Annotated in this window: 22 protein-coding genes and 1 tRNA gene; 7 read left to right on the top strand and 16 right to left on the bottom strand. The window is 64.8% G+C overall.

Features of this window, described 5'->3' with window-relative positions; genetic code table 11:
* Window positions 1-168 precede the first annotated feature (168 nt).
* Both FJ423_RS12015 and FJ423_RS12010 read right to left on the bottom strand, forming a co-directional pair.
* Entirely contained in the window at window positions 169-492 is a 324-nt protein-coding gene (locus tag FJ423_RS12015; RefSeq protein WP_140841921.1) for a DUF167 family protein, read from the bottom strand.
* Window positions 492-791: a YggT family protein gene (locus FJ423_RS12010; RefSeq protein WP_135888880.1), complete on the bottom strand. Its 300-nt coding sequence runs from the start codon at window positions 789-791 to the stop codon at window positions 492-494. Before FJ423_RS12010 ends, FJ423_RS12015 begins: the two co-directional genes overlap by 1 nt.
* 165 nt (window positions 792-956) lie before the next feature.
* Between FJ423_RS12010 and FJ423_RS12005 the strand changes: the two genes are divergently transcribed.
* Both FJ423_RS12005 and FJ423_RS12000 read left to right on the top strand, forming a co-directional pair.
* A tRNA-Ala gene (locus FJ423_RS12005) sits at window positions 957-1,032 on the top strand.
* A 178-nt stretch (window positions 1,033-1,210) separates the two neighbouring features.
* Entirely contained in the window at window positions 1,211-1,654 is a 444-nt protein-coding gene (locus FJ423_RS12000; protein WP_095770069.1) for a hypothetical protein, read from the top strand.
* Between the two features lie 205 nt (window positions 1,655-1,859).
* Here the strand turns inward: FJ423_RS12000 and FJ423_RS11995 are convergent, their stop codons facing one another.
* Complete coding sequence (locus tag FJ423_RS11995; RefSeq protein ID WP_140841919.1) at window positions 1,860-2,195, bottom strand: hypothetical protein; 336 nt, start codon at window positions 2,193-2,195, stop codon at window positions 1,860-1,862.
* A gap of 335 nt (window positions 2,196-2,530) precedes the next feature.
* A complete protein-coding gene (locus FJ423_RS11990; protein ID WP_140841917.1) occupies window positions 2,531-4,864 on the bottom strand; it encodes an AsmA family protein in 2,334 nt (777 codons plus the stop codon).
* A gap of 97 nt (window positions 4,865-4,961) precedes the next feature.
* On the opposite strand from FJ423_RS11990, the gene FJ423_RS34135 reads away from it, so the two are divergent.
* Together FJ423_RS34135 and FJ423_RS33515 are read left to right on the top strand one after the other, a co-directional pair.
* Window positions 4,962-5,486 carry a hypothetical protein gene (locus tag FJ423_RS34135; RefSeq protein WP_246680146.1) on the top strand — a complete coding sequence of 175 codons (525 nt, stop codon included), beginning with the start codon at window positions 4,962-4,964 and terminating at the stop codon, window positions 5,484-5,486.
* 233 nt (window positions 5,487-5,719) lie between these two features.
* The gene (locus tag FJ423_RS33515) at window positions 5,720-5,899 is read left to right on the top strand and encodes a hypothetical protein (protein ID WP_181174778.1); all 180 of its coding nucleotides are present in this window, start codon (window positions 5,720-5,722) and stop codon (window positions 5,897-5,899) included.
* 34 nt (window positions 5,900-5,933) lie between these two features.
* On the opposite strand, the gene FJ423_RS11980 is transcribed toward FJ423_RS33515, so the two are convergent.
* From FJ423_RS11980 to exbB, 5 genes are all read right to left on the bottom strand, one after another.
* Window positions 5,934-6,422 (bottom strand): hypothetical protein, encoded by a 489-nt coding sequence (locus FJ423_RS11980; RefSeq protein WP_140841915.1) that lies wholly within the window; start codon window positions 6,420-6,422, stop codon window positions 5,934-5,936.
* A 105-nt stretch (window positions 6,423-6,527) separates the two neighbouring features.
* On the bottom strand, window positions 6,528-7,922 hold the full coding sequence (locus tag FJ423_RS11975) for a multicopper oxidase family protein (protein WP_140841913.1): 1,395 nt from the start codon (window positions 7,920-7,922) through the stop codon (window positions 6,528-6,530).
* A 182-nt stretch (window positions 7,923-8,104) separates the two neighbouring features.
* On the bottom strand, window positions 8,105-9,097 hold the full coding sequence (locus tag FJ423_RS11970; RefSeq protein ID WP_140841911.1) for an energy transducer TonB: 993 nt from the start codon (window positions 9,095-9,097) through the stop codon (window positions 8,105-8,107).
* The gene (gene exbD, locus FJ423_RS11965; RefSeq protein WP_140841909.1) at window positions 9,094-9,600 is read right to left on the bottom strand and encodes a TonB system transport protein ExbD; all 507 of its coding nucleotides are present in this window, start codon (window positions 9,598-9,600) and stop codon (window positions 9,094-9,096) included. Before exbD ends, FJ423_RS11970 begins: the two co-directional genes overlap by 4 nt.
* Before the next feature lie 5 nt (window positions 9,601-9,605).
* Complete coding sequence (gene exbB, locus FJ423_RS11960; RefSeq protein WP_140841907.1) at window positions 9,606-10,532, bottom strand: tonB-system energizer ExbB; 927 nt, start codon at window positions 10,530-10,532, stop codon at window positions 9,606-9,608.
* Between the two features lie 226 nt (window positions 10,533-10,758).
* Here exbB and FJ423_RS11955 point away from each other — a divergent pair, with 226 nt between their 5' ends.
* The gene (locus tag FJ423_RS11955) at window positions 10,759-11,433 is read left to right on the top strand and encodes an isochorismatase family cysteine hydrolase (protein WP_140841905.1); all 675 of its coding nucleotides are present in this window, start codon (window positions 10,759-10,761) and stop codon (window positions 11,431-11,433) included.
* Here FJ423_RS11955 and FJ423_RS11950 read toward each other — a convergent pair.
* On the bottom strand, window positions 11,396-11,587 hold the full coding sequence (locus tag FJ423_RS11950) for a hypothetical protein (RefSeq protein WP_140841903.1): 192 nt from the start codon (window positions 11,585-11,587) through the stop codon (window positions 11,396-11,398). The two genes, FJ423_RS11955 and FJ423_RS11950, sit on opposite strands and share 38 nt — an antisense overlap.
* Window positions 11,588-11,861: 274 nt before the next feature.
* Here FJ423_RS11950 and FJ423_RS11945 point away from each other — a divergent pair, with 274 nt between their 5' ends.
* Both FJ423_RS11945 and FJ423_RS11940 read left to right on the top strand, forming a co-directional pair.
* Window positions 11,862-12,176, top strand: a complete 315-nt coding sequence (locus tag FJ423_RS11945; RefSeq protein WP_140841901.1) for an antibiotic biosynthesis monooxygenase — start codon at window positions 11,862-11,864, stop codon at window positions 12,174-12,176.
* 91 nt (window positions 12,177-12,267) lie between these two features.
* On the top strand, window positions 12,268-13,188 hold the full coding sequence (locus FJ423_RS11940; protein WP_246680145.1) for a sigma-70 family RNA polymerase sigma factor: 921 nt from the start codon (window positions 12,268-12,270) through the stop codon (window positions 13,186-13,188).
* A 1-nt stretch (window position 13,189) separates the two neighbouring features.
* On the opposite strand, the gene FJ423_RS11935 is transcribed toward FJ423_RS11940, so the two are convergent.
* The 6 genes from FJ423_RS11935 to FJ423_RS11910 form a co-directional block, all read right to left on the bottom strand.
* Window positions 13,190-14,128 carry an LLM class flavin-dependent oxidoreductase gene (locus tag FJ423_RS11935; RefSeq protein WP_140841899.1) on the bottom strand — a complete coding sequence of 313 codons (939 nt, stop codon included), beginning with the start codon at window positions 14,126-14,128 and terminating at the stop codon, window positions 13,190-13,192.
* A gap of 198 nt (window positions 14,129-14,326) precedes the next feature.
* On the bottom strand, window positions 14,327-14,476 hold the full coding sequence (locus tag FJ423_RS11930; protein WP_140841897.1) for a hypothetical protein: 150 nt from the start codon (window positions 14,474-14,476) through the stop codon (window positions 14,327-14,329).
* Window positions 14,477-14,804: 328 nt separating this feature from the next.
* Entirely contained in the window at window positions 14,805-15,749 is a 945-nt protein-coding gene (locus tag FJ423_RS11925; protein WP_140841895.1) for an ABC transporter permease, read from the bottom strand.
* Window positions 15,746-16,801: an ABC transporter permease gene (locus FJ423_RS11920; protein WP_140841893.1), complete on the bottom strand. Its 1,056-nt coding sequence runs from the start codon at window positions 16,799-16,801 to the stop codon at window positions 15,746-15,748. The genes FJ423_RS11925 and FJ423_RS11920 overlap by 4 nt, the downstream gene beginning before the upstream one ends.
* Window positions 16,801-18,312, bottom strand: coding sequence for an ABC transporter ATP-binding protein (locus tag FJ423_RS11915; RefSeq protein ID WP_140841891.1), 1,512 nt, complete (start codon window positions 18,310-18,312; stop codon window positions 16,801-16,803). The genes FJ423_RS11920 and FJ423_RS11915 overlap by 1 nt, the downstream gene beginning before the upstream one ends.
* Window positions 18,313-18,484: 172 nt before the next feature.
* Complete coding sequence (locus tag FJ423_RS11910) at window positions 18,485-19,510, bottom strand: BMP family protein (protein WP_140841889.1); 1,026 nt, start codon at window positions 19,508-19,510, stop codon at window positions 18,485-18,487.
* Between the last annotated feature and the right edge of the window lie 210 nt (window positions 19,511-19,720).

Raw genomic sequence — 19,720 nt, 5'->3', positions numbered from 1 at the left:
CCGGAGGGGGGAAAGGTGGCGCTGCGAAGCAGCGACGGATTGGGGGAACCACGTGGCAATCAAGCCTCGGCCTGATCAGTCACGACAGTCACAGAAGATGTGTGCATAGCGTAGCCAAGCGAGGGAGATGTCCGGCAGGACAGAGGGGGGCGCCGTCCCGCCTGCGTCTCAGATCTTCGATTGCTTAGAAAGAGCCTCGACGCTTTTCGCCAGCTCGGCCCCATCACCTACGACCCGCAGCGTCTTCAGTCGCGATGTCCCGCCGGCAACCACCGAAACGGCCGACACTGGAACACCCAGCGCCTTCGCCATCATCCGTTCCAGCGCTTGATTGGCGGCGCCGTTCTCCGGCACGGCGCGGACGCCGGCCTCAAGATGACTGCGCCCGTCGGCAGCGGTCTCGACGCCGTCGATCCGGTCGAGCGCCGCTTTTGGCGTAAGCCGCACGAAGAGGTCGATGCCGTTCTCGCCCTGCCGAAACGGCGTGCTCATCAGCCGCCGGTCACGACCCAGGACCAGACGGTGGTGACCAGGAACTGCCGGATGAAGAAGATGATCAGAAGCAGGATGATCGGCGAAATGTCGATGCCGCCGAGATCGGGCATGAAGCGGCGGATCGGGCGCAATGCCGGATCGGTCAGCCGGTAGAGCATGTTGCCCACGCTGCCGACGAACTGGTTGCGCGAATTGACGACATTGAAGGCGTAGAGCCAGGAAAAGATCGCCGAGGCGATGATGATCCACCAGTAGATATCAAGCGCCATGACGATGGTCTGAATAAGGGCGATCATGCCGGTCTCCAAATTGTCGCCGACATGTAGCCATTGCTTGGCGTGCGGGCAAGGCCCGCGGGCTTGACTGGCGGGCAAGGCCTACCAGTCAGCGTGCTCGTCGCCTGCCGGTCTTTCGCCTTGACATGAAACGGCCGCGACCGATACAAGCCGATCCGCTGGAACGGGGCTGTAGCTCAGCTGGGAGAGCGCATCGTTCGCAATGATGAGGTCAGGGGTTCGATCCCCCTCAGCTCCACCAGCCAGCACACGCATGTGCCTCTCGCGGGCGGTTGCCTTCCTCGTTCAGCATTTTGTGGCCGCCGGATTTCGGGCCGCGTGCTTGGAACCAATGGTGGGGCAAGACGGTTCAGCTATACTTTTGAAGCTGATGTGCCCGGCCGGCTGGGCAAGCGGCGATGCTTGAGGAGGTCCCCATCATGAAGATTTCGTCCAGGTTCCGTTCAGTCGCGGTTGCGGCCATTGCTGCCGCCAGCGTCAGCATTGCCAGCGCCGCGCATGCCGATAGCGGTACGATCCGCTTCTCCGTCTACAAGGCGGCCTTCTTCATCGGCGGCTCCGGCGGGGAAGGCACGCTGACCTTCCACGGCAAACGGTATCCGATCTCGATCGGCGGCATCTCGGGCGGCCTGGCCTTCGGCGCATCCAAGACCTATTTTCAGGGCAGGGTGCGCCACATCAGACGCGCCAGCGATGTGACGGGCGTCTACGGCGCGGCCGGCGGTGGCGGCGCGCTCGGCAGAGGCGCCCAGGTGATCGTGATGACCAATGACAAGGGCGCCCAGCTCGAGCTCACCGGCCGGCAGGTCGGCCTGCAGGTCAACGCCGACCTCAGCGGCATGAGCATCGCGCTGAAAAGGTAGGAGTCCCAACTCCGTTCGTTATTCCTGCACGGGCCGGTTCAGGCGTGCCCGGGCGCGCAATGTCAACGACAAGGTCGCGCCGGGCAGGCCAGACGGCGAGTTTCATCGACCTCTCCGCCGACCTGCCAGACCAATGGCGGGGGTGTCCGCTCTGATGAATAGCGGGCCTGCGGGCATCCCTCTTGCGAATGAAGGGCGGCTCACCTCAATCGTCCCAGTCATCCCAATTGTCTTCGTCCGGCGGCGGGTAGTCGGGAACGACGCGGATAATCGGCCGCGCACGCTGGTAGCGCCAGTAATCCTCGTCCGGTAGCTGACGCTCATAGGTGCGGTAGGCAGGCCGGTCGTAGTGGTGGCGCTTCCAGTATTTGTGCTTTTTGTGCGGCCGCACGCAGTAGCCGTCCTCGGTCAGGTAGGCGCATGTGACATGCGCCTGCTGCACCAGGCCATTCCTGGCCGGCGTGCCAATCATCGGCGCCGCATGGACTGCTGGCATCACCGCCAGCATGGTGCCGGCAAGGGCAAGAACAGACAATTTCATCGGCCTCTCCAATCTGTGCAGATTAAGGCCGGAAGAACGTCCTGATTGGGGACGATTTGCGGCGGCCGAGATCACTTTGATTTTCGGTCGCACATATGAGCGTTAGACCATGTACTGCGCCGGCGTCAGGCTGACGCAACCATAGCGGCCGCTGTCTTTCACATCATCCCGCGAGCGGAGGCCACCCTGCACTGCTAATTGGCCAACTGATCGAGAAGCGTGTCGATTTCCCCTTTCTTTGGCACTTCGGGCGAAGCAGGGGCGGCCTGCGGGCCGGCGGAAGCGGGTTCGGCCGCCGGCGCGGTGATCTCAGCTTCGGCCTCGCCGCCGGCGTCCTAACCTGGCGGCGACGCTGCACTATCCGGATTGTCTGGCGCCACGGCGGGTTCCGGAGCCGCGGGCGGCGCTTTGGGCCGGGGTGCGACGTTGCGCAGAAGATCGCCGATCAGATCCGCCGCTCCCTTGCCGGAACCGTCGCCGTTCGAGCCCGTTTGGCCCGGGATCAGCTTGTCGAGATTGAGCTTCCCGGTCGGCAGCCCAAGGCGGCTCAACATATCCAGGGCGCCCTGCGGGTCTTTGGCCAATGCGCTCAGGTCCGGATAGGCACGGGGCGCGAACAGCGGGCCTTGGACCACGATGGGCACCCCGATGCCATTAACGGCAACGTCGCCTCCCTGCCCGGCAAACGAGGCAACGACGCGGGGGTTGAGACGGATGTCGAGCGTCTGGTCGGCGAAGTCTATCTTGCCCGAGCCGTCCATTCGCACCAGCGGACCCAGCAGGCTGATGTCCGTCGTCTGCGCGACGCCGTTCTCGATTACAAAAGAGGCGCCGAGTTCGGTGAACGTCGTCTTCTTGGTCTGATCCTGCTTGAAGCCGCTGGAAAGCAGCCCGACCAGGTTGTTGTAGACCTCCGCTATGTCGATGCCCCGGAAGGCGCCGTCGCCGAATTTTGCCGCCGCCTTGCCGCCAAGGGAGCGGGCAAGCGATTTCGTAGTCTTTCCCGAGCCTGAAACCGCGACGGTCGCATTGAGCGTTCCTTCGATGCGGTCGAAATCCGCCGCGTCATGGAGCAAGGGAGCCGCGGCCGCGCCGGCGATCGCAGTGTTCAGGGTCAGGGAAGCGGCGTCCTTCGAGCCGTCGGCTGTCATCTCCGCGGCAATCGTGCCGCCGTAGAAGGGACTTTGCGGCACGTTCAGGTGCGCCTTGCCATCAGCAACCACCAGAGTGGTGGCCACCGGCCCGGCGAAGACCTTTCCATAGCCGAGCTTGTCGGCCTGGATATCCACCTTGGCGTCAATTCCCTTGAGGAAGGAGAGATCGATCGGCGCGTCGGTGGCGCCGTTCGGCTTCTGCTTTCCGCCCGTGGCAGGCTCGCCGCCGCCGGCGAACGCCGCGAAGTCAAGCTTCGCGAAATTGAGCGACGTCCGGATGTTGAGGGGCGCCCCAAGTTTCATCGAGCCCTGGCCCGACGCCTTGACGCCGTTCAAGGCAACAGCGGCTTTCTGGAAGGAAAGCTGCCCTGGCCCTGCGTCCACGTCGCCTTTGAAGGCAAAGTCTCGCAGACCGTGGGAAGCACTCTGCCCCAGCCATTGCATGAGCTTGTCGACCGAGGCCGATGTGACCGAAACCTGACCCTTGAACGTGCCGCCACCCCCGGCAGCGCCGCTTATGCTGCCTTCGAGGCATTTGGAGGAAACCGAAAGGCTGATCGGCCCGGACGCATCGGCAACGGAGCCGCTGGCCAGAAAGGATGCAGGCGCGAGCTGGGACTTGAACGTCACGGCCTGTCCCCGCCAGACGAGCTTGCCCGTCAAATCGACCGGCTTGCCGACATCGTGAACCTTCGCGTCAAGATTGAGTCCGGTGATGTCGTCGGCCGTCCGGGCCTCGGCAAGTGCTGCGAGCGGAAGCTTGCCTTCCCGAATTCCGACCGTTCCCTGCAGATTGACGCTGCTGCGTATGCGCTCTGCGGTGAGTCCGCGAAAAGCGAACCCCATATCGGCGGTCAGCTTTCCGGACAACGGCACGGATTGCCCGGCCAGCTTCGCTATCGAGTCGATATCCAGCCCTGAACTCGCAATATTGCCGCGTACGGTCGGCGGTGTTTCACCGACATTCGTCGAGGCTTTCGCGGTAACGCTTCCCGCATCGAGGCCGAAGTGCTCCAGCCTTGCCTCGAGATGTCCGTCGCGCACCGTCGCGGCGAGCTGGACATCGGAAGCCCGTATCTTGCCGCCGACCAATTCATCGATGGCGACGCTGATGTCGGCGTCGAACGCAGAGAGCATCGCGAGGTGGGGCTCGCCGGAGCCGGCCGAAACCTTGCCCGCGCTGGAACCACCCTTTCCAATATCGCTCAAGGCGTCGATATCGACGCGCTTTGCCGCCAGGTCGGCGAAGAAGCGATGCCGCGCCCCGGGCTGAAAGAGCGCGTCCATCTGGAAGCTCTGGTCGCCGACATCGAACTTTCCGCCCTTGATCTGATAACTGCCGTTCCCGTTGAGCTGGATCTCTCCACTCGCATGCAATGAAGAGAATTTGGCAACCGGCGCCGGATCGAGACGCGCCTCGATGGCGATCTGGGCCGGCAGCCGTTTCAGGATCGGCCTCAAGGCGGAAAGGCTCCCGCTCATTTCAACGCGACGGCCGCCGCTGGTGCCGGCCAATGAAAACGAGACCTCCCGGTCGAGGTCCGGAACCCTCAGATCGGCGTCGATTGCTGTCACCTCAGCGGAATTGCCGGCCGACGCGCCTGAGGTGAGGGTGCCGTTCGTTATCGTCAGTTGGTTGATCGCCAGCCGCTCGAGCGTATCGACAACCGCCGCGAACGGATCGGCCTGTACATCCTTCGGTTCCGGAGCTGACGCCACGTTTGCCGAAGCCTTGAGCGCGATTGTCGGATCCGCCAGCGCGACGGACTGTATCTCAAGCTTTTTCGACCATAGGGACGACAGCGTTATCGAAGTCGAGAACCGCGGAGCGGATATCGCGATATCGCCCGTGCCGGTCGAAAGCGAGATATCGTCCGCGACCACCGCCAGCTTGGGCAGCAGCGATAGTCTGACAGGTCCGTCCAGCCGAATTGTCATTCCGGTTGCGGCTGACAGTTGCCGGCTCAGTTCGGCACGAACCCAGTCGGTTGAAACAAGCGCGGGCAGAAGGAAAAGTAGCCCGACGACAAGAACGACGGCTACGGTGAGTGCAGCGACGATTTTTCTCACATCGACCAGCCAAAACGATCGGAAGAATCAGTATCGTCAAACATACATGCTTCTGGCGCGCGACTGAATCCTGCCGAAACATGGGCCCCGCGCCGGACGAATTTCGGACTGTTCCGCGGAGCCCGTCGGCTCTTTCGTCGAGGTCTATCGCGGTCGCAGCCATTTGCACGCAAGTGTTTCCAGACGAAAGGGTTTGGAAACGGTCAGCCGGTTTCCGAGCCATTCGCGTGAAACAGACCGGGCGCATTTTTCCGGCACCCGCCGCCGACATATCAGCCATTTCAAATGGAGGACGTGCCAATGTCTGCGCTCGGAACCCTGCTTCGTTTGAGCCGCGCCATCATCCACGCGCACAACAACGCCAAGGTCAGAAACCTGATGGATGTCCCGCCGCCCGAAACCGGCAGAGACATGGGCCGGCATGTTTCGCCCGACGCCTCCAAAAAGGAGCCTGGCGCCATACACCCCGGAGGACGCTGACACAAGCGGAGTCTCGGACCGGCCTCGCCCCCCTTCACCTGGAGACTGGTGTTGCTTTGCGTTGGCGCGCATAGGCCACGCAGGCGTCCACGGTGCTGACGCATAGCGCGTCACGGCTGTTCGGCAAGTTATTGTCGCCGGCATAGGCCACCTCTGCGACGTGGCCGTTGAGCATGCGTATTTGCGTATTGCAATAGCCGCCGGGGGCGACGTTGACCGACCCTCCGACCGCGGGAATCGCGCCCACGGCCATTGTCGGCACCGCGATGCTGAGATTGCCGCGTTGCACGGTGCGCTGGTAGGTCCAAATCTGACCGGAAGGCCCCGTATCGGCCGTCGCGGTCGGAAAGCCGGCGCACATGCGGACATCGGCCTCGCTGAGACCGACCATCTCCTTGCGGGCAGCGGCCGTGGTGGCGTCGACCTTGGCGATGCTCGACGTATCGTCGGGGATGACGCAGGACGACAGGGTGGAGATGCCTGCCGCAACAAAGGCAAGTTTTCGAATATGCAAGGATGTCATGCCGTCGGTCGGAGTTGTGTGCCGCCCCAGCGCCCTCCTGCCTACCTAGGCAATCGGCCAAACGCGTCAACCCGCGGAATGCCGACGCCTTCCGCGCCGATGCGCTCATACCACCCGGAAGTAGCTCGTCATGCCGGTCTTCTGGTGCTCGATGATGTGGCAATGCAGCAGCCAGTCGCCGGGATTGTCGGCGACGAAGCCGAGCTGCACCTTCTCGTCGGGCTGAATGAGATAGGTGTCGGAGATTAGCGGCTGCACTGCCCTGGTGGATGACGACAGCACCTTGAAGCTCATGCCGTGCAAATGGATCGGGTGCGCGTGCGGGGTGAGGTTCTCCATGTCGATGATGTAGCTCTGGCCGAGCTTCAGTTCGGCGAGCGGCGCGGTCGGGTCCGGAGTGTCGCCCGGCCACGGCACTTTGTTCATCGCCCAGAAACTGTAGCCGAGCGAGCCGCAAATGCCGTCGGCCGCAACGTTCTCGGCCGTCGCGCTCAGCGCCAGGCGAATCCGCTTGGCGCTTGTCAGGTCCACCTCCGGCACGGGATTGGCGTCAAGCGGGCCGAGATCGCGCAGATCGTGCTTGAGCGATTTGCCGACCGAACGCAGCGTCGCCAGGATTTTCGGCTTGGTGCCTCTGACGTCGCGCAGGCTGACGATCGCGTCCTCCTCGTCGGGCATGCGGATGGCAAGCTCGAGCCGCTGGCCAGGCCCCAGCTGCAAGGCATCCGGCGTAAACCGCTGCGGCACCGGATTGCCGTCGAGCGCGATGACCGTCGCCTCCGCGCCGTCGACCCGGAAGGCATAGATGCGGGTGACGTCGGTGATGGCCGCCCGCAGCCGCACCAACCCGCCGGCCGGCGCATCGAATTGCGGCTGGTCGACCCAATTGGCGGTGCGCACCGTGCCGAAGGTGCCGGCCTTGGCCGCGTCGCGCGGCCGGAACGGCTCGATGAACTGGCCGTCGTCGCCGAGCCGCCAGTCGCGCAGGTTGACGACCATCTCGACATCGAAGACCGGGTCCTTCGGGTTCTCGACCACGATCACGCCCGTCAGGCCGTGACCCATCTGGACCAGTGTGTTGCAATGCGGGTGGTACCAGAAGGTGCCGGCGTCGGGCGGCGTGAATTCATAGTCGAAATGGTCGCCCCGATAGACATAGGGCTGCACAAGGAACGGCACGCCGTCCATCTTGTTGGGAACGCGGATGCCATGCCAGTGGATGGTCGTCGGATCGTCGATGCCGTTGATCAAGCGCGCGGCAAACGGCTCGCCCTTTCTCATCCTGACCACCGGCGGCATCCCGGCCTCGCCGTAGGTCAGCACGTTCCTCGTCGGCGTACCGTCCATCAGCTGCGCCTCGATGTTCGCGGTTTTCAGGATCAGCGGGGCCGGCTTGGCGGCTGCAAAGCCGGCCAATCTGCCGACAGTCGCGGCGCCGATGCCGGCCAGGCCTGCGGCAGCTGTGGTTTTGAGAAAGGCGCGGCGCGTGAATATCGTCATATGGTTTCCGTCGGCAGGATGCCTCGGCCGTTGGAATTGAGCTGAACCAGTGAGCCGCCTACCACCATCCGGCGCGCCGGCCTAGTGCGTTTCACCGTTTCATGGAAACGGCGAAACGCCCTATCTCCTTGTTTTTGCGCAATTCCGGACGGAAAACCGCCCACACTTTTCCTGGAATTGCTCTAGTCCCGCAGGCTGAAGACGAAGGGCGCGGTGCGGGTGACGCGGGCGCCGAGCTCCGCCGGCGGCGCCGGCACCGAGGCGCCCTGCAATGCGCCGAGCGCCGCACGGTCGAGATCGCCATCGCCCGAGGATCGCGCCAGCCGGGCCGAGACCACCCTGCCGGAGGTGTCGACCGTGAAGGTCACGCTCGGCGTGCCCTCGACCCGCCTGGAGCGCGCCGCGCTCGGATAGCGGGTGTGCCGCCTGATCCACGCCGCCAGGCTGGAATTCCAGCGCGACGGGCCGACGCTGGAGCGCGGCGCCGCATTCGAGGACTGCGGTGCTGCCGTCTTCGCCGCCGCCTTGGCGTCGATGCTGGCGGTGGTCGTCGCCTTTGGCGGTGGCGCCTTTTCCTTTTTCACCCGTTCTTTCGGCTTTTCGACCGGTTTTTTCTCAGCCTTCTTCCTAGCTTCGACCGGCTTTTGCACCTTCACCTCGGCTTCCACAGGTTTCGGTTGCGGCAGGGGAATGACGACGTCCGGCGCGATCGCCTCGACAGGATCGGGCACGACCTCGTCCAGCGGCGGCCGCTCGCTCAGGGCAGCAACGGCCTGTTCGGCGGGAGCGGCCTGTTTGGCCTCCTGCGTGTCGTCGATATCGAGGGGCTGTTCAGCGACGGACTTGGTCTGCTCGGCCACCGGCGCCGGGTCGATCACCGATTTCACGTCGATGGGCTTTTCCGTCTCCTCCGCCGCATCGGGCGGCTCCGGTGTCACCGTGTCCGGCATCGCCGCCTCTTCCGGCACGGCGGGGGCGATGGCCAGCGGCGCCATCTCGACCGCCAGCGCTGGCGGCGGACCGCCATCCTGCATCTCGGCGAAGCTAAGATTCTGCACCGCATAGGCAACCGCCACATGCGCGGCCAGAATGATTGCGGCGGCGCTCGTCCACAGGCCGGCCTCACGCGCGCCGAAGCGCGGCTGCGAAATGCGGGAAAGCGCGGCGAGCGTCATGGCGCTGAACCGTCACCCGGAGCCGACGCCGAGTTTACACCAGTTGCCGGAGCTCCAGACTCGGCCGGTCCGCCAGCACTGCCCGACGTAGTTTCGAGCCCCACCAGCGCGACCTTGAGGTAGCCGGCGCTACGCAGCAGGTTCATCACCTCCATCAGGTCGCCATAGCCGACCGTCCTGTCGGCACGCAGGAAGATGCGCGTCTGCTTGTCGCCCCTGGTGCGGTTGTCGAGCGCCCCGGCGAAGGCCGGGCGGAGCACGCTGTCATTGCCGATCGCCAGCGTCAGATCGCTTTTCAGCGTAAGGAACAGCGGTGTCTCGGGCCGCGGCGCCGGCGCAGCCGTCGATCCGGGCAGGTCGACATCGACGTCGACGGTCGCGAGCGGTGCGGCGACCATGAAGATGATCAGGAGCACGAGGATGACATCGATGAACGGCGTGACATTGATGTCGTGGCTTTCCTCGAGATCGTCGCCGGACGTCTCGCGAATTCGTGCCGCCATCGCCGCTACTCCGCCGCCATGGCCGTCGCCTGCGGCACAGTGCGGAAATCGAGGTCGCGACTGACCAGCCGCTCGACGCCGGCGGAAGCGTCGGCGAGGATCTGCCTGTAGCCGGCTATCGAGCGTGCGAAGACGTTGTAGATGACGACCGCCGGAATGGCCGCGACGAGGCCCATGGCGGTGGCAAGCAACGCCTCGGCGATGCCGGGCGCGACGACGGCGAGGTTGGTGGTCTGCGCCTGCGAGATGCCGATAAAGGCGTTCATAATGCCCCAGACGGTGCCGAACAGGCCGACGAAGGGCGCCGTCGAGCCGATGGTGGCGAGCAGGCCGGTACCGCGCGACATGCGCCGCGCCGCCGCCGCCTCGATGCGCGCAAGCCTGGAGGCGACGCGTTCCTTCAGGCCGTCGCCGGAGGCATGATCGAGCGCGCCGGCCGACAGCGCCCGTTCCTCTTCCGCCGCCCGCACCAGCAGCGCACCTGGACCGCCGCTGTGGCCAAGCTCCCGGCCGGCCTGCATCAGCGTCGCGGCGTTGCCGATCGCATCGGCGGCGCGACGGGCCCTCAGCTTGCCGGCGAAGACCTCCAGCGACTTGGCGAGCCAGATCGTCCAGGTGACGAGAGAAGCGAAGGCCAGCCCGACCATGACCGCCTTCACGACGATGTCGGCATTCATGAACATGCCCCAGGGCGACAGGTCATGCGGCAGCGTCAGCGAGATGGAAGGCTCTTCGCTCGTGGTGCCGTTCGCAGCCGGCCGAATGCCTGGAGCGACCGACGTGGCGGCGGGCGCCTGCGCCGGGGGCGTCTGCAGGGTTGGAGCGGCCGGCGCCTGCTCGACCGGCGCAGGCGATCGTCCCTGCGCCGCGGCGACACCAGCCGAAAGAATGAGCGACGCGGCCAGCGCCGCCAAGAGGCTGTTTCGGGACAAGGCTCGTCCTCACTTCATCATTGCAATGCGGCGGCCGCCATACAGACAGGCGCAGGGCGAGCCGTGCCGGTTGACTATGAAACATGAGTTTGCGAGTCAACTATAAAGATGACTATGCTGTTCCACAATTCATAATGTGCCTATGCCCGCCTGAGCACGCTGCGGGCCTGGACCGCAAGACGGTTGCCGGGCACGATGCGCATGGAGCAAGAAGAGCAGGCGGCCGATGATCACGGCGATACCTTTCGACTTTCCCTATGACGGCAAGCTGGAGCCGCAGCATACGGCACTGCTGGTGATCGACCTGCAGGAGGATTTCCTCTCGCCGACCGGCTACTTCGCCAGGAAGGGCTACGATCCGTCGCCGCTGCGAGCCATCCTGCCGGCGGTCAACCGGCTGATTGCCGCGGCCCGCGTCGCCGGCCTCACCATCATCCACACCAGGCAAGGCTACCGCGCCGACATGGCCGACATGACGCCTTACGAAAGATGGCGACGCAAGCGGGCAGGGCTCGACGGCACCGATGTCCTGCTGCGCTCCGGCCCAGGTTTCCAGATCGTTTCCGACATCGAGGTCGCGCCTGGAGACATCATCATCGACAAGACCTGCAACAGCGCCTTCACCCACACGGATCTCGAGCTCATTCTGCGGGCGCGCGGCATCACGCATCTGCTGTTCACCGGCTGCACGACGGATGTGTGCGTGCACACCACGTTGCGCGAGGCCTGCGACCGCAACTTCCAGTGCCTGACGATTTCGGACGCCTGCGCCAGCGGCGACCGGTATGCGCATGAAGCCGCACCGCATATGGTGACGGTCGAGGACGGCGTCTTCGGCGCGCTGGCGAACTCGGCGGCCGTCATCAGCGCGCTATCACGGCTCGCGGGTGTGGCGAGCTGAGGATTTCGGGATCGCGCGGATCGCCGGGTTCCGGCCAGCCGATATCCTTGCGGATGTCGAGAGGCAGCAGATAGAGCGTCCGCGCTGCCCGATAGCGGGCACGGGTCGCGGTGTATTCGCCTGCGATGCGAGCGATGGATGACAGGATCGACATTTGCTTCTCCCTTGGTTGATGCCGGGATGGCAACCCGGCACTCACCAAGACGAAACGCGGATGGCTTTTGGAACGGCGAGGATAAATTTTTCTGAACTCACGGGCGCGGCGGCCGCTTGATAGGTCAATGGCAGCGTCCGAATCGCGAACTTGATTGATTGCCGAAAAACTTTTGCGTGTACCGTTCCGTTTTCGGTTCAGGCTTCGTCTTGAGGGTCGTAACGGGTGCGAGAGCCGAGACGGCCTCCGCCATCAGGACAAACGGAGCCCAGCCATGTCGACCACAGTGACCTTGATCAACGTCTTCACCGCCAAGCCGGGCAAGCAGCAGGAACTCGCCAACACGCTTGCCGAGGGCACGAAGAGTTTCTTCAGCAAGCAGCCGGGCTCGCTGTCGTCATCCGTGGTGATTGGCGTCGACGGCAGCAAGGTGGCCAACATCTCGCAATGGCGTTCGGCGGACGACATCGCGGCCTTCCGCGGCGATCCCCGCTTCGGCGAATACATGAAGAGCATCGTCGAGCTCGCCTCCGGCGAGACCATGATGGGCCACACGACTTATTCCCATACGGGCGGAGTGGAGAACTGAAGCAATTCCAGGAAAAGTGTGAAACGGTTAGGTTCGGCGCCTTCGCCGACCTTCTGTCCGGAATTGCGTCGAACAAAGAGGTAGAGCACGCGTGACCGGTTCGCACGATCAGTCCGTTGCGGCAACCGAAACCAGGCTTCGCGCCTTCGAGCGCGATGCCGCTTCGCTGAGAGCCAAGCTGCACCGCTACGCGTCGCGCATGGTCGGATCGGTCATCGATGGCGAAGACATCGTCCAGGAGGCTTTGGCAAAAGGCTTCGTGGCGATCAGGAATGGCGACATGCCCGACAAGACCGAGCCTTGGTTGTTTCGCATCGCGCATAACGCCGCCCTCGATTTCCTGCGCAAGCGGGCCCGCTTGCGGGGGCGCGAAAGCGAAGTCGAGCTCGACACGATCGCCGACCAGAACTCGGCGCTGGATGCCCGAATTGCCGCCGAGGCGAGCCTGGCCGAACTGATGCAACTGCCGCCGGCGCAACGATGCACGGTCGTGCTGAAGGATGTGCTTGGACACAGCCTGGAAGAGATCGGCGAAATCCTCGAAACTTCCGAGACCGCGATCAAGGGCGCGCTGCAGCGGGGTCGCGAGAGCCTGCGCAAGCTGGCGGCCGCGCCGCGCATCGCGCCGCCCCGCCCGGCGCTCGACCAACACGACATGCGGCGCCTCGGCGATTATGTGGCCGCCTTCAACGCCAGGGACTTCGATGCCTTGCGCGGCCTGCTGGCCGAGGACGTCAAGCTGGAGCTGGTCAACCGCCTGCGAGCCGACGGCAAGGAATATGTCGGCAATTATTTCGGCCGCTATGCCGACGAGACGCATTGGCATTTCACGGCCGGCCTCGTCGAAGGCCGGCCCGCTATCCTGGTCACCAGCCCGGAGCGTCCGCACGGAGCGCCGCGCTATTTCATCCTCATCGATTGGGAGAACGGCCGGATCGCCGGCATCCGCGACTTCCTGTTCGCGGATTACGTGATGGACGGCCTGGACTATTCCGACGCGGAGCGACCTTAGTCTAGGACGCGCAGTGTTGCGCAAAAGGGTGGGAGGTAAACGCACCCGGCTGCGGGACCTCCGTCTCGCGTCGCGCCAGCGAATTCGCGACCAGCGTGATCGTCTCGCGCCCGATGCGGGCGATCTCGCCCAGGCGGTCGATGCCGCCGATCATGAATTCCTCGACGCCCAGCGCCGCATAGGGCAACAGCGCCAAGGCGAGCCGCGCCGGCGGCCCGACAATCTCGACCGCCTTGTGATCCGAGGCGCCCGTCCAGCCGTCCGGGCGGATGCGCACCGGAAGCGCGAAGCGCAGCCTGCCGCCGCGGCCGTGCTCGGCGGCGGCGCTGCGCGCGCGCTCCATCAATTGCCTCACCTCGTCGGGCGAACCGGCGGCCAGCTCGAAGACATCGGCATGCTTGCCGGCGACCTTCAGCGCGGTGCCCGACTGACCGCCGAGCCGGATGACGAGATCGGCGCCGTGCGGACCCTTGCGCGGCACGAAGCCGCCGCGCACGCTGTAGAAGGCGCCCTCATGGTCGAAGGGCCTGTCGTTCGACCACAGGCGCTTCAGCAGCACCAGATATTCGTCGATGCGCTGCCACACGACGCTGTGGCCGACCGGCCGCGCCTCGGCATCGCTGTCTTCAAGCGGCTCGCTCAGCATGCGAAGCGACAGACGCCCCCCGCCTCTGCGGTCGAGCGCTGCGAGCTGCCTGGCCGCTACCGTCGGCTCGATAACGCCGGCCCAATGCGTCAGCACCACCTCCAGCGAGCCGGTGCGGTCGAGCGTCTGCGCGGCGATATCCATGTTGGCAAGCAGTCCGGCCGGATCGTCCACCACCAGCTTGCGAAAGCCGGAATCCTCGATCAGCGACAATTTGGTCGCCGTCTCGGCGAAATCATAGAAGAAGCTGCCATGGGCAGGCTTACCAGGAACATGCGTGAACTCGATTGGCATTGCCATCTCCTCCATCACGTTGGGCCGCCCCGCTCCGAACCCGAGTCAAATCCATCTCGTCGGCGCGCGACAGCGCGCCGGCCTTCTTCAGCTCCGATTACACAACTCAGATTTTTGGACGGCGGGGCCTTTGTTTTTACGCAATTCCGGACGGAAAACAGTTCGCACTTTCCTGGAATTGCTCTGGCCCCGGCTCAGTCAGGGGATGATCCCGAAAACGACGGCGCCGGTGAACACGAAGGCAAGCGCAAAGACGAGGTAGGCGAACGTGCCGCCATAGGCGGGCCTCCAGCTCTGGTCGGCGGCAACCCTCTGGCCTTTGCGTTGGGCGTTCTGAATGTAGGACATGGTCGATCCTCCGTCGCGACCGTTAATCTATAAAGTTAGTAGACTTTGTCGATCGCTATTTTTGAGCAGTTTCTGGAACAAATTTTTGGGGAGGATGCAATCTGTAGTTTTTCATTCTCGCCCGGTAGCGGCATACCCGGTTCCAGGTTTTTCGTTCCAGAACGGCAGGCGCTCGACGGAGTGGGGGTCGACCCATGGCGCGGTGCAAGGAGATTCGTGCGCCGAGTGCCCTTTCGCTCGCGGCGGTTGCGAGGTGGTTCCCCCACTCCGCCGCTGCTTCGCAGCGCCACCTCTCCCCTCCGGAGGGAGAGGAAAGGGCGCCACCCGCCTACCGCTCCTCCCGGCGGAACGGCTTCAGCAGGGCCGAAGGCGCGACCGCGTTGCGCGACATGAAGGCCATGGCGACGATGGTGAAGATGAAGGGCAGCATCAGGAAGGCTTCGTAGGGGATGTGGCCGAGGCCGCTCGCCTGCATCCTGAGCTGCAGCGCGTCGACGAAGGCGAAGAGCAGCGCCGCGCCCGCCGAGCGCCAGGGATCCCAGCGGCCGAACACGACCAGCGCGATCGCCACCCAGCCGCGCCCGGATACGACGCCAAAGGTAAAGGCGTTGAACTGCGCCATGGTGAGGAAGGCGCCGGCAAGGCCCATCAGCGCGCCGCCGAGGATCACCGCCTGGAAGCGCGTGGCAATCACGCTGACGCCGGCCGAGTCCGCCGCGCGCGGATTCTCGCCGACCATGCGCACCGACAGCCCCCATGGCGTGCGGTAGAGCACGAAGGCGGCGAGCGGGATGGCGATGATCGCCAGATAGACCAGCGTGAACTGGCTGAACACCGCCGGGCCGAGGATCGGGATGTCCGAAAGCAGCGGGATCGGCACCGGCTTGAAGCCGTCGATGCTCGGCGGCACCGATTGCTGGCCGAAGATCAGCCGGTAGAGGAAATAGGCAAGGCCGGATGAGAACAGCGTCACGCCGATGCCGCAGACATGCTGGCTGAGGCCCAGTGCCACGGTGAACAGCGCATGCAGCGCGCCCATCAGCGCCCCGACCAGCACGGCTACCAGCACGCCAAGCCACAGGCTGCCGCCAAGGCTCGCCGCGGTGAAGCCAGCCATCGCCGACAGCAGCATGATGCCTTCGATGCCGAGATTGAGCACGCCGGCGCGCTCGGAAAACATTTCGCCAAGCGTGGCGAAAGCAAGCGGCGTGGCGATGCGGATGATGGCGGCGAGGAAGCCGACCTGGAAGATCTGCTCGAACACCACGCTCATGCTGGCGCTCCCACGCGGCGGATGCGGTAGGCAGTGAACAGCAGCGCCACCAGCATGGCCAGCAGCGCCGTGCCCTGGATGACGTCGCTTAAGAAAGCCGGCACGCCGGTGGCGCGCGACATCGCCTCGGCGCCGGTCATGACCGCGGCCAGGAAGATCGCCGCCGGTACCACGCCGAGCGGGTTGAGCCTCGCGAGCATGGCGACGACGATGCCCGAATAACCATAGCCCGGCGAGATGTCGCTCATCACCTGGAAGTGCACGCCGCCGACCTCGCCGACGCCGGCGAGCCCGGCCAGCGCGCCGGAGAGCAGCGCAGTGGACAGCAGCACGCGCTGGACGTTGATGCCGCCATAGCGCGCGGCTTCCGGGTTCTCGCCGGTGACGCGAATCCTGAAGCCGAGCGTGGTGCGCGCGATCAGGAACCAGCAAAGGGGTGCGGCGATCAGCGCCACGACCACGCCGAGATGCAGCCTTGTGCTCTCGATCAGCACCGGGAAATTGGCCGAGTCCTCGATCGGCGGCGAGATCGGATAGCCGGAGAAGGTGTCCTTCCACGGCCCCTCGATCAACGCCATCAGCGCGTAATAGATGACCGAGTTGAGCAACAGAGAACTCACCACATCGTCGACTTTGAATTTGACGCGCAATGTCGCCGGCACCAGCGCGACGAGAGCGCCCGCAGCCGCGCCTACAAGGGCCATCAGCAGCATAGCGAGATAGCCCGGCATCGGGATGGCGCCGACAAAGCAGCTTGCCACCGCACCGGCGAGCAGCTGGCCCTCGGCGCCGATGTTCCAGAATTTGGCGCGGAAGGCGATCGCCACCGCCAGGCCGGTGAAGATCATCGGGGCGGCGCGCACCAGCGTCTCGGTGATGGCGTAGCTGTCGCCGAGCGATGCGGACAGCATGACGCCATAGGCCTCGATCACGCCGGCGCCTGCAATCGCGATCAGGCCGCTGCACAGGATCAGTGTGGCAGCGATGGCGACCAGCGGCAGCGCGAGGCTGAACCAGGCGGGCGTTGACGTGCGGGCTTCGAGGCGGAACATCAGGCGTGGCCCTCCGCGCCGGTCATCATCAGGCCGAGCCTCGCGACGGTGGCATCCGCGCTGGGAAGCGTGCCCGCGATGCGGCCCTCATACATCACGGCTATGCGGTCCGAGAGCATCAGCAATTCCTCGAGGTCCTCGCCGATGACGATGATGCCGCAGCCCTTGGCGCGCATGGCGAGGAATTTCTCGTGGATGAAGCGGGCAGCGCCGATGTCGAGGCCGCGCGTCGGCTGCGAGACGATCAGCACCTTGGGGTCGAAGGCGAGCTCGCGCGCAAGAAGCGCCTTCTGCAGATTGCCGCCGGACAACGCTCCGGCGCGCACCATCGGTCCGGGGCAGCGTATGTCATAGGCCTTGATCTGTTGCTCGGCGAAGGCGCGGATGGCGGCCGGGTTGAGCAGGCCCTTGCGGCTGAAGACCTCGGTGCCGATACGCGGCAGCACCATGGAATCGGCTAAAGGCAGGTTTGTGACGAGGCCGGTGGTCATCCGGTCTTCCGGGATGCGGCCGAGGCCGAGCGTCTGCAATTCACGCGGCGAAAATTGCGCAACCGCTTTGCCGGCTATCGTCATCGCTCCGGCCTTGGGCGACAGCATGCCGGAAATGACATCGGCCAGCGCGCGCTGGCCGTTGCCGGAAACGCCGGCGATGCCCAGGATCTCGCCTGCGCGGACGAAAAGCGAGACGTCGCGCAGCGGCGTGCCGGCATGAGCGGAAGTGGATATGCGGTCGAGCGTCAGCACGGAAGCGCCGGGCGTCGAAGACTGCTTGACCGGCGGGACAATTTCGTGGCCGCACATCAGCTTGGCCATTTCCGCCGACGTGGTGCTTGCCGGATCGTCGACGCGGCCGGCGACCTTGCCGTGGCGCAGCACGACGCAGCGATGGGTGAGCGCCCTGACTTCGTTGAGCTTGTGCGAGATGAAGATGATGCCGAGCCCTTGCGCCGCCATCGAGCGCAGGGCGGCGAACAGGCCGTCCACTTCGCTCGGCGCCAGCACCGCCGTCGGCTCATCGAGAATCAAAAGCCTGGCGCCGCGAAACAGCGCCTTGATGATTTCCAGCCGCTGCTGCTCGCCGACGGACAGCGCCGAGACCGGCAGGTTCGGATCGAGGCTCAGCCCATATTGCCGGCTGATTTCGTCCAGGCGGGCAAGCCCGCGAGCACGATCGATGCGGCCGGACCTGCCGGCAATGCCTATCAAAAGGTTTTCCAGCACCGTGAGGCGCGGCGCGAGGTGAAAATGCTGATGCACCATGCCGATGCCAGCGGCCAGGGCGTCGGCGGAATTGTGGATGGCGACCGGCCTGCCTTCGACCAGGATCTCGCCGGCGTCCGGCGCATAGGCGCCGAACAGCACGTTCATCAGCGTCGTCTTGCCGGCGCCGTTCTCACCGAGCAGGCCGAGAATCTCGCCGGGCGCGACGCTAAGGTCGACGGCCTCGTTCGCCTTGACGGCGCCGAAGCTCTTGGTGATGCCGCGCATTTCGATGAGTGGGGCGGACAAGGGTGCTCCTGCGCTGGTATCCCTCCCCCTTGAGGGGAGGGTGCCGAGCGAAGCGAGGCGGGAGGGGTCGCCTCAACCGCCTCGACGTTGATACAAAGGATGGAGTGCGTCGCGGGCGACCCCTCCGGCCCTGCGGGCCACCCTCCCCTCAAGGGGGAGGGGAACGCCGGCGTCAATCCGAAACCGGCGTGTTCTCGTCGACGTCGACGCGGAAATTGCCTTCGAGGATCTCGGCCTTCTTCTTCTCGACCAGCTCCTTGACGTCGGCGGGCAGTGTCTTGTCGAATTTGTGGTAGGGCGCCAGATACGAGCCGCCCTTGGCCATGCGCGAGAAATCGCCATAGTCCTGCGCGGTGAAGACGCCGGCCTTGACCAGCTTGATCGCCTGCTCGACGGTCGGGTACATGTCCCACACCGGGCCGGTGATGACCGTGTCCGGCCCGAGGCTGGACTGGTCCGACATGTTGGAGATGGCAAAAATCTTCTTCTCGACCGCGGCCTCGATGACGCCGAAGCGCTCGGCATAGATGACGTCGACGCCGGCATCGATCTGCGCCACGGCTGCTTCCTTGGCCTTGGGCGGATCGAAGAAGGAGCCGATGAAGGCGACCTTCTTCTTGACGTTCGGGTTGACCTCCTTGGCGCCGGCGAAGAAAGCGTTGACCAGCCGGTTCACTTCCGGGATGCCCATCGCCGCGACGGCGCCCACCGTGCCCGATTTCGACATCTTTCCGGCGATCATGCCGGAGAGATAGGCGGGCTCGTGAATCCAGTTGTCGAAGACGCCAAAATTGGGCTCGGCCGGGCCGGCGCCGGAGCCGAACAGCCACGCCGTCTTCGGGAATTGTTTAGCCGTGCGGCGCGACTCGCGCTCGGCGGCGAAGGCGTCGCCCAGCACGAGCTGGTACCCCCCTTGAGCATATTCGCGCATCACGCGGCTGAAGTCGGCGGTCTGCACCTTTTCCGACCATTTGTATTCGATGCCCAGTTCTTTCTCGGCCTTCTGCAGGGCGACATGGATCTGGTTGTCCCACGGCTCCTCGATCGGCGTGGCGAAGATCGCCGCCACCTTCAGCTTCTTGTCCTTGGCGAAGGCCGCGCCGGGCAGCACGGTAGCCGCGAGGCCGAGCGCGCCGAGTTCCAGCACGCTGCGCCGCGACAGGCCGGCGCGTTGCGTTTTGCTACGTTCGTTTTCCATTGAAGTGCCCCTCTGTTCGACAGCCGTGTCGAGCCGGCCGTTCCAAGAATGTCAGACACCCAGGACTATGGAACGGCGCCTGAGATTTGTCCACATGGTCAAATTTGATGGGGACGCCTGTGCGTTCGTCATCCACGGGCGGAGCAAGGAGCGTAGCGACGCAGCGCAGACCCGAGGATCCATGCCGTGACCTTGACGCTGCTCAACGGC

It is taken from the genome of Mesorhizobium sp. B2-8-9 (assembly GCF_006439475.1).
Lineage (GTDB): Bacteria > Pseudomonadota > Alphaproteobacteria > Rhizobiales > Rhizobiaceae > Mesorhizobium.
The sequence above is the reverse complement of the archived record's forward strand: the minus strand, read 5'-3'. Positions and strand labels throughout refer to the sequence as shown.

Coding starts and splice junctions, on each gene's coding strand:
- FJ423_RS33515 (WP_181174778.1), top strand. CDS start 5,720: ATGTCTGCGCTCGGAACCCTGCTTCGTTTGAGCCGCGCCATCATCCAC.
- FJ423_RS12010 (WP_135888880.1), bottom strand. CDS start 791: ATGATCGCCCTTATTCAGACCATCGTCATGGCGCTTGATATCTACTGG.
- FJ423_RS12000 (WP_095770069.1), top strand. CDS start 1,211: ATGAAGATTTCGTCCAGGTTCCGTTCAGTCGCGGTTGCGGCCATTGCT.
- FJ423_RS11975 (WP_140841913.1), bottom strand. CDS start 7,922: ATGACGATATTCACGCGCCGCGCCTTTCTCAAAACCACAGCTGCCGCA.
- FJ423_RS11910 (WP_140841889.1), bottom strand. CDS start 19,510: ATGGAAAACGAACGTAGCAAAACGCAACGCGCCGGCCTGTCGCGGCGC.
- FJ423_RS11970 (WP_140841911.1), bottom strand. CDS start 9,097: ATGACGCTCGCCGCGCTTTCCCGCATTTCGCAGCCGCGCTTCGGCGCG.
- FJ423_RS11935 (WP_140841899.1), bottom strand. CDS start 14,128: ATGCCAATCGAGTTCACGCATGTTCCTGGTAAGCCTGCCCATGGCAGC.
- FJ423_RS11950 (WP_140841903.1), bottom strand. CDS start 11,587: ATGTCGATCCTGTCATCCATCGCTCGCATCGCAGGCGAATACACCGCG.
- FJ423_RS11920 (WP_140841893.1), bottom strand. CDS start 16,801: ATGTTCCGCCTCGAAGCCCGCACGTCAACGCCCGCCTGGTTCAGCCTC.
- exbD (WP_140841909.1), bottom strand. CDS start 9,600: ATGGCGGCACGAATTCGCGAGACGTCCGGCGACGATCTCGAGGAAAGC.
- FJ423_RS11925 (WP_140841895.1), bottom strand. CDS start 15,749: ATGAGCGTGGTGTTCGAGCAGATCTTCCAGGTCGGCTTCCTCGCCGCC.
- FJ423_RS11995 (WP_140841919.1), bottom strand. CDS start 2,195: ATGAAATTGTCTGTTCTTGCCCTTGCCGGCACCATGCTGGCGGTGATG.
- FJ423_RS11980 (WP_140841915.1), bottom strand. CDS start 6,422: ATGACATCCTTGCATATTCGAAAACTTGCCTTTGTTGCGGCAGGCATC.
- FJ423_RS12015 (WP_140841921.1), bottom strand. CDS start 492: ATGAGCACGCCGTTTCGGCAGGGCGAGAACGGCATCGACCTCTTCGTG.
- FJ423_RS11945 (WP_140841901.1), top strand. CDS start 11,862: ATGTCGACCACAGTGACCTTGATCAACGTCTTCACCGCCAAGCCGGGC.
- FJ423_RS11955 (WP_140841905.1), top strand. CDS start 10,759: ATGATCACGGCGATACCTTTCGACTTTCCCTATGACGGCAAGCTGGAG.
- FJ423_RS11930 (WP_140841897.1), bottom strand. CDS start 14,476: ATGTCCTACATTCAGAACGCCCAACGCAAAGGCCAGAGGGTTGCCGCC.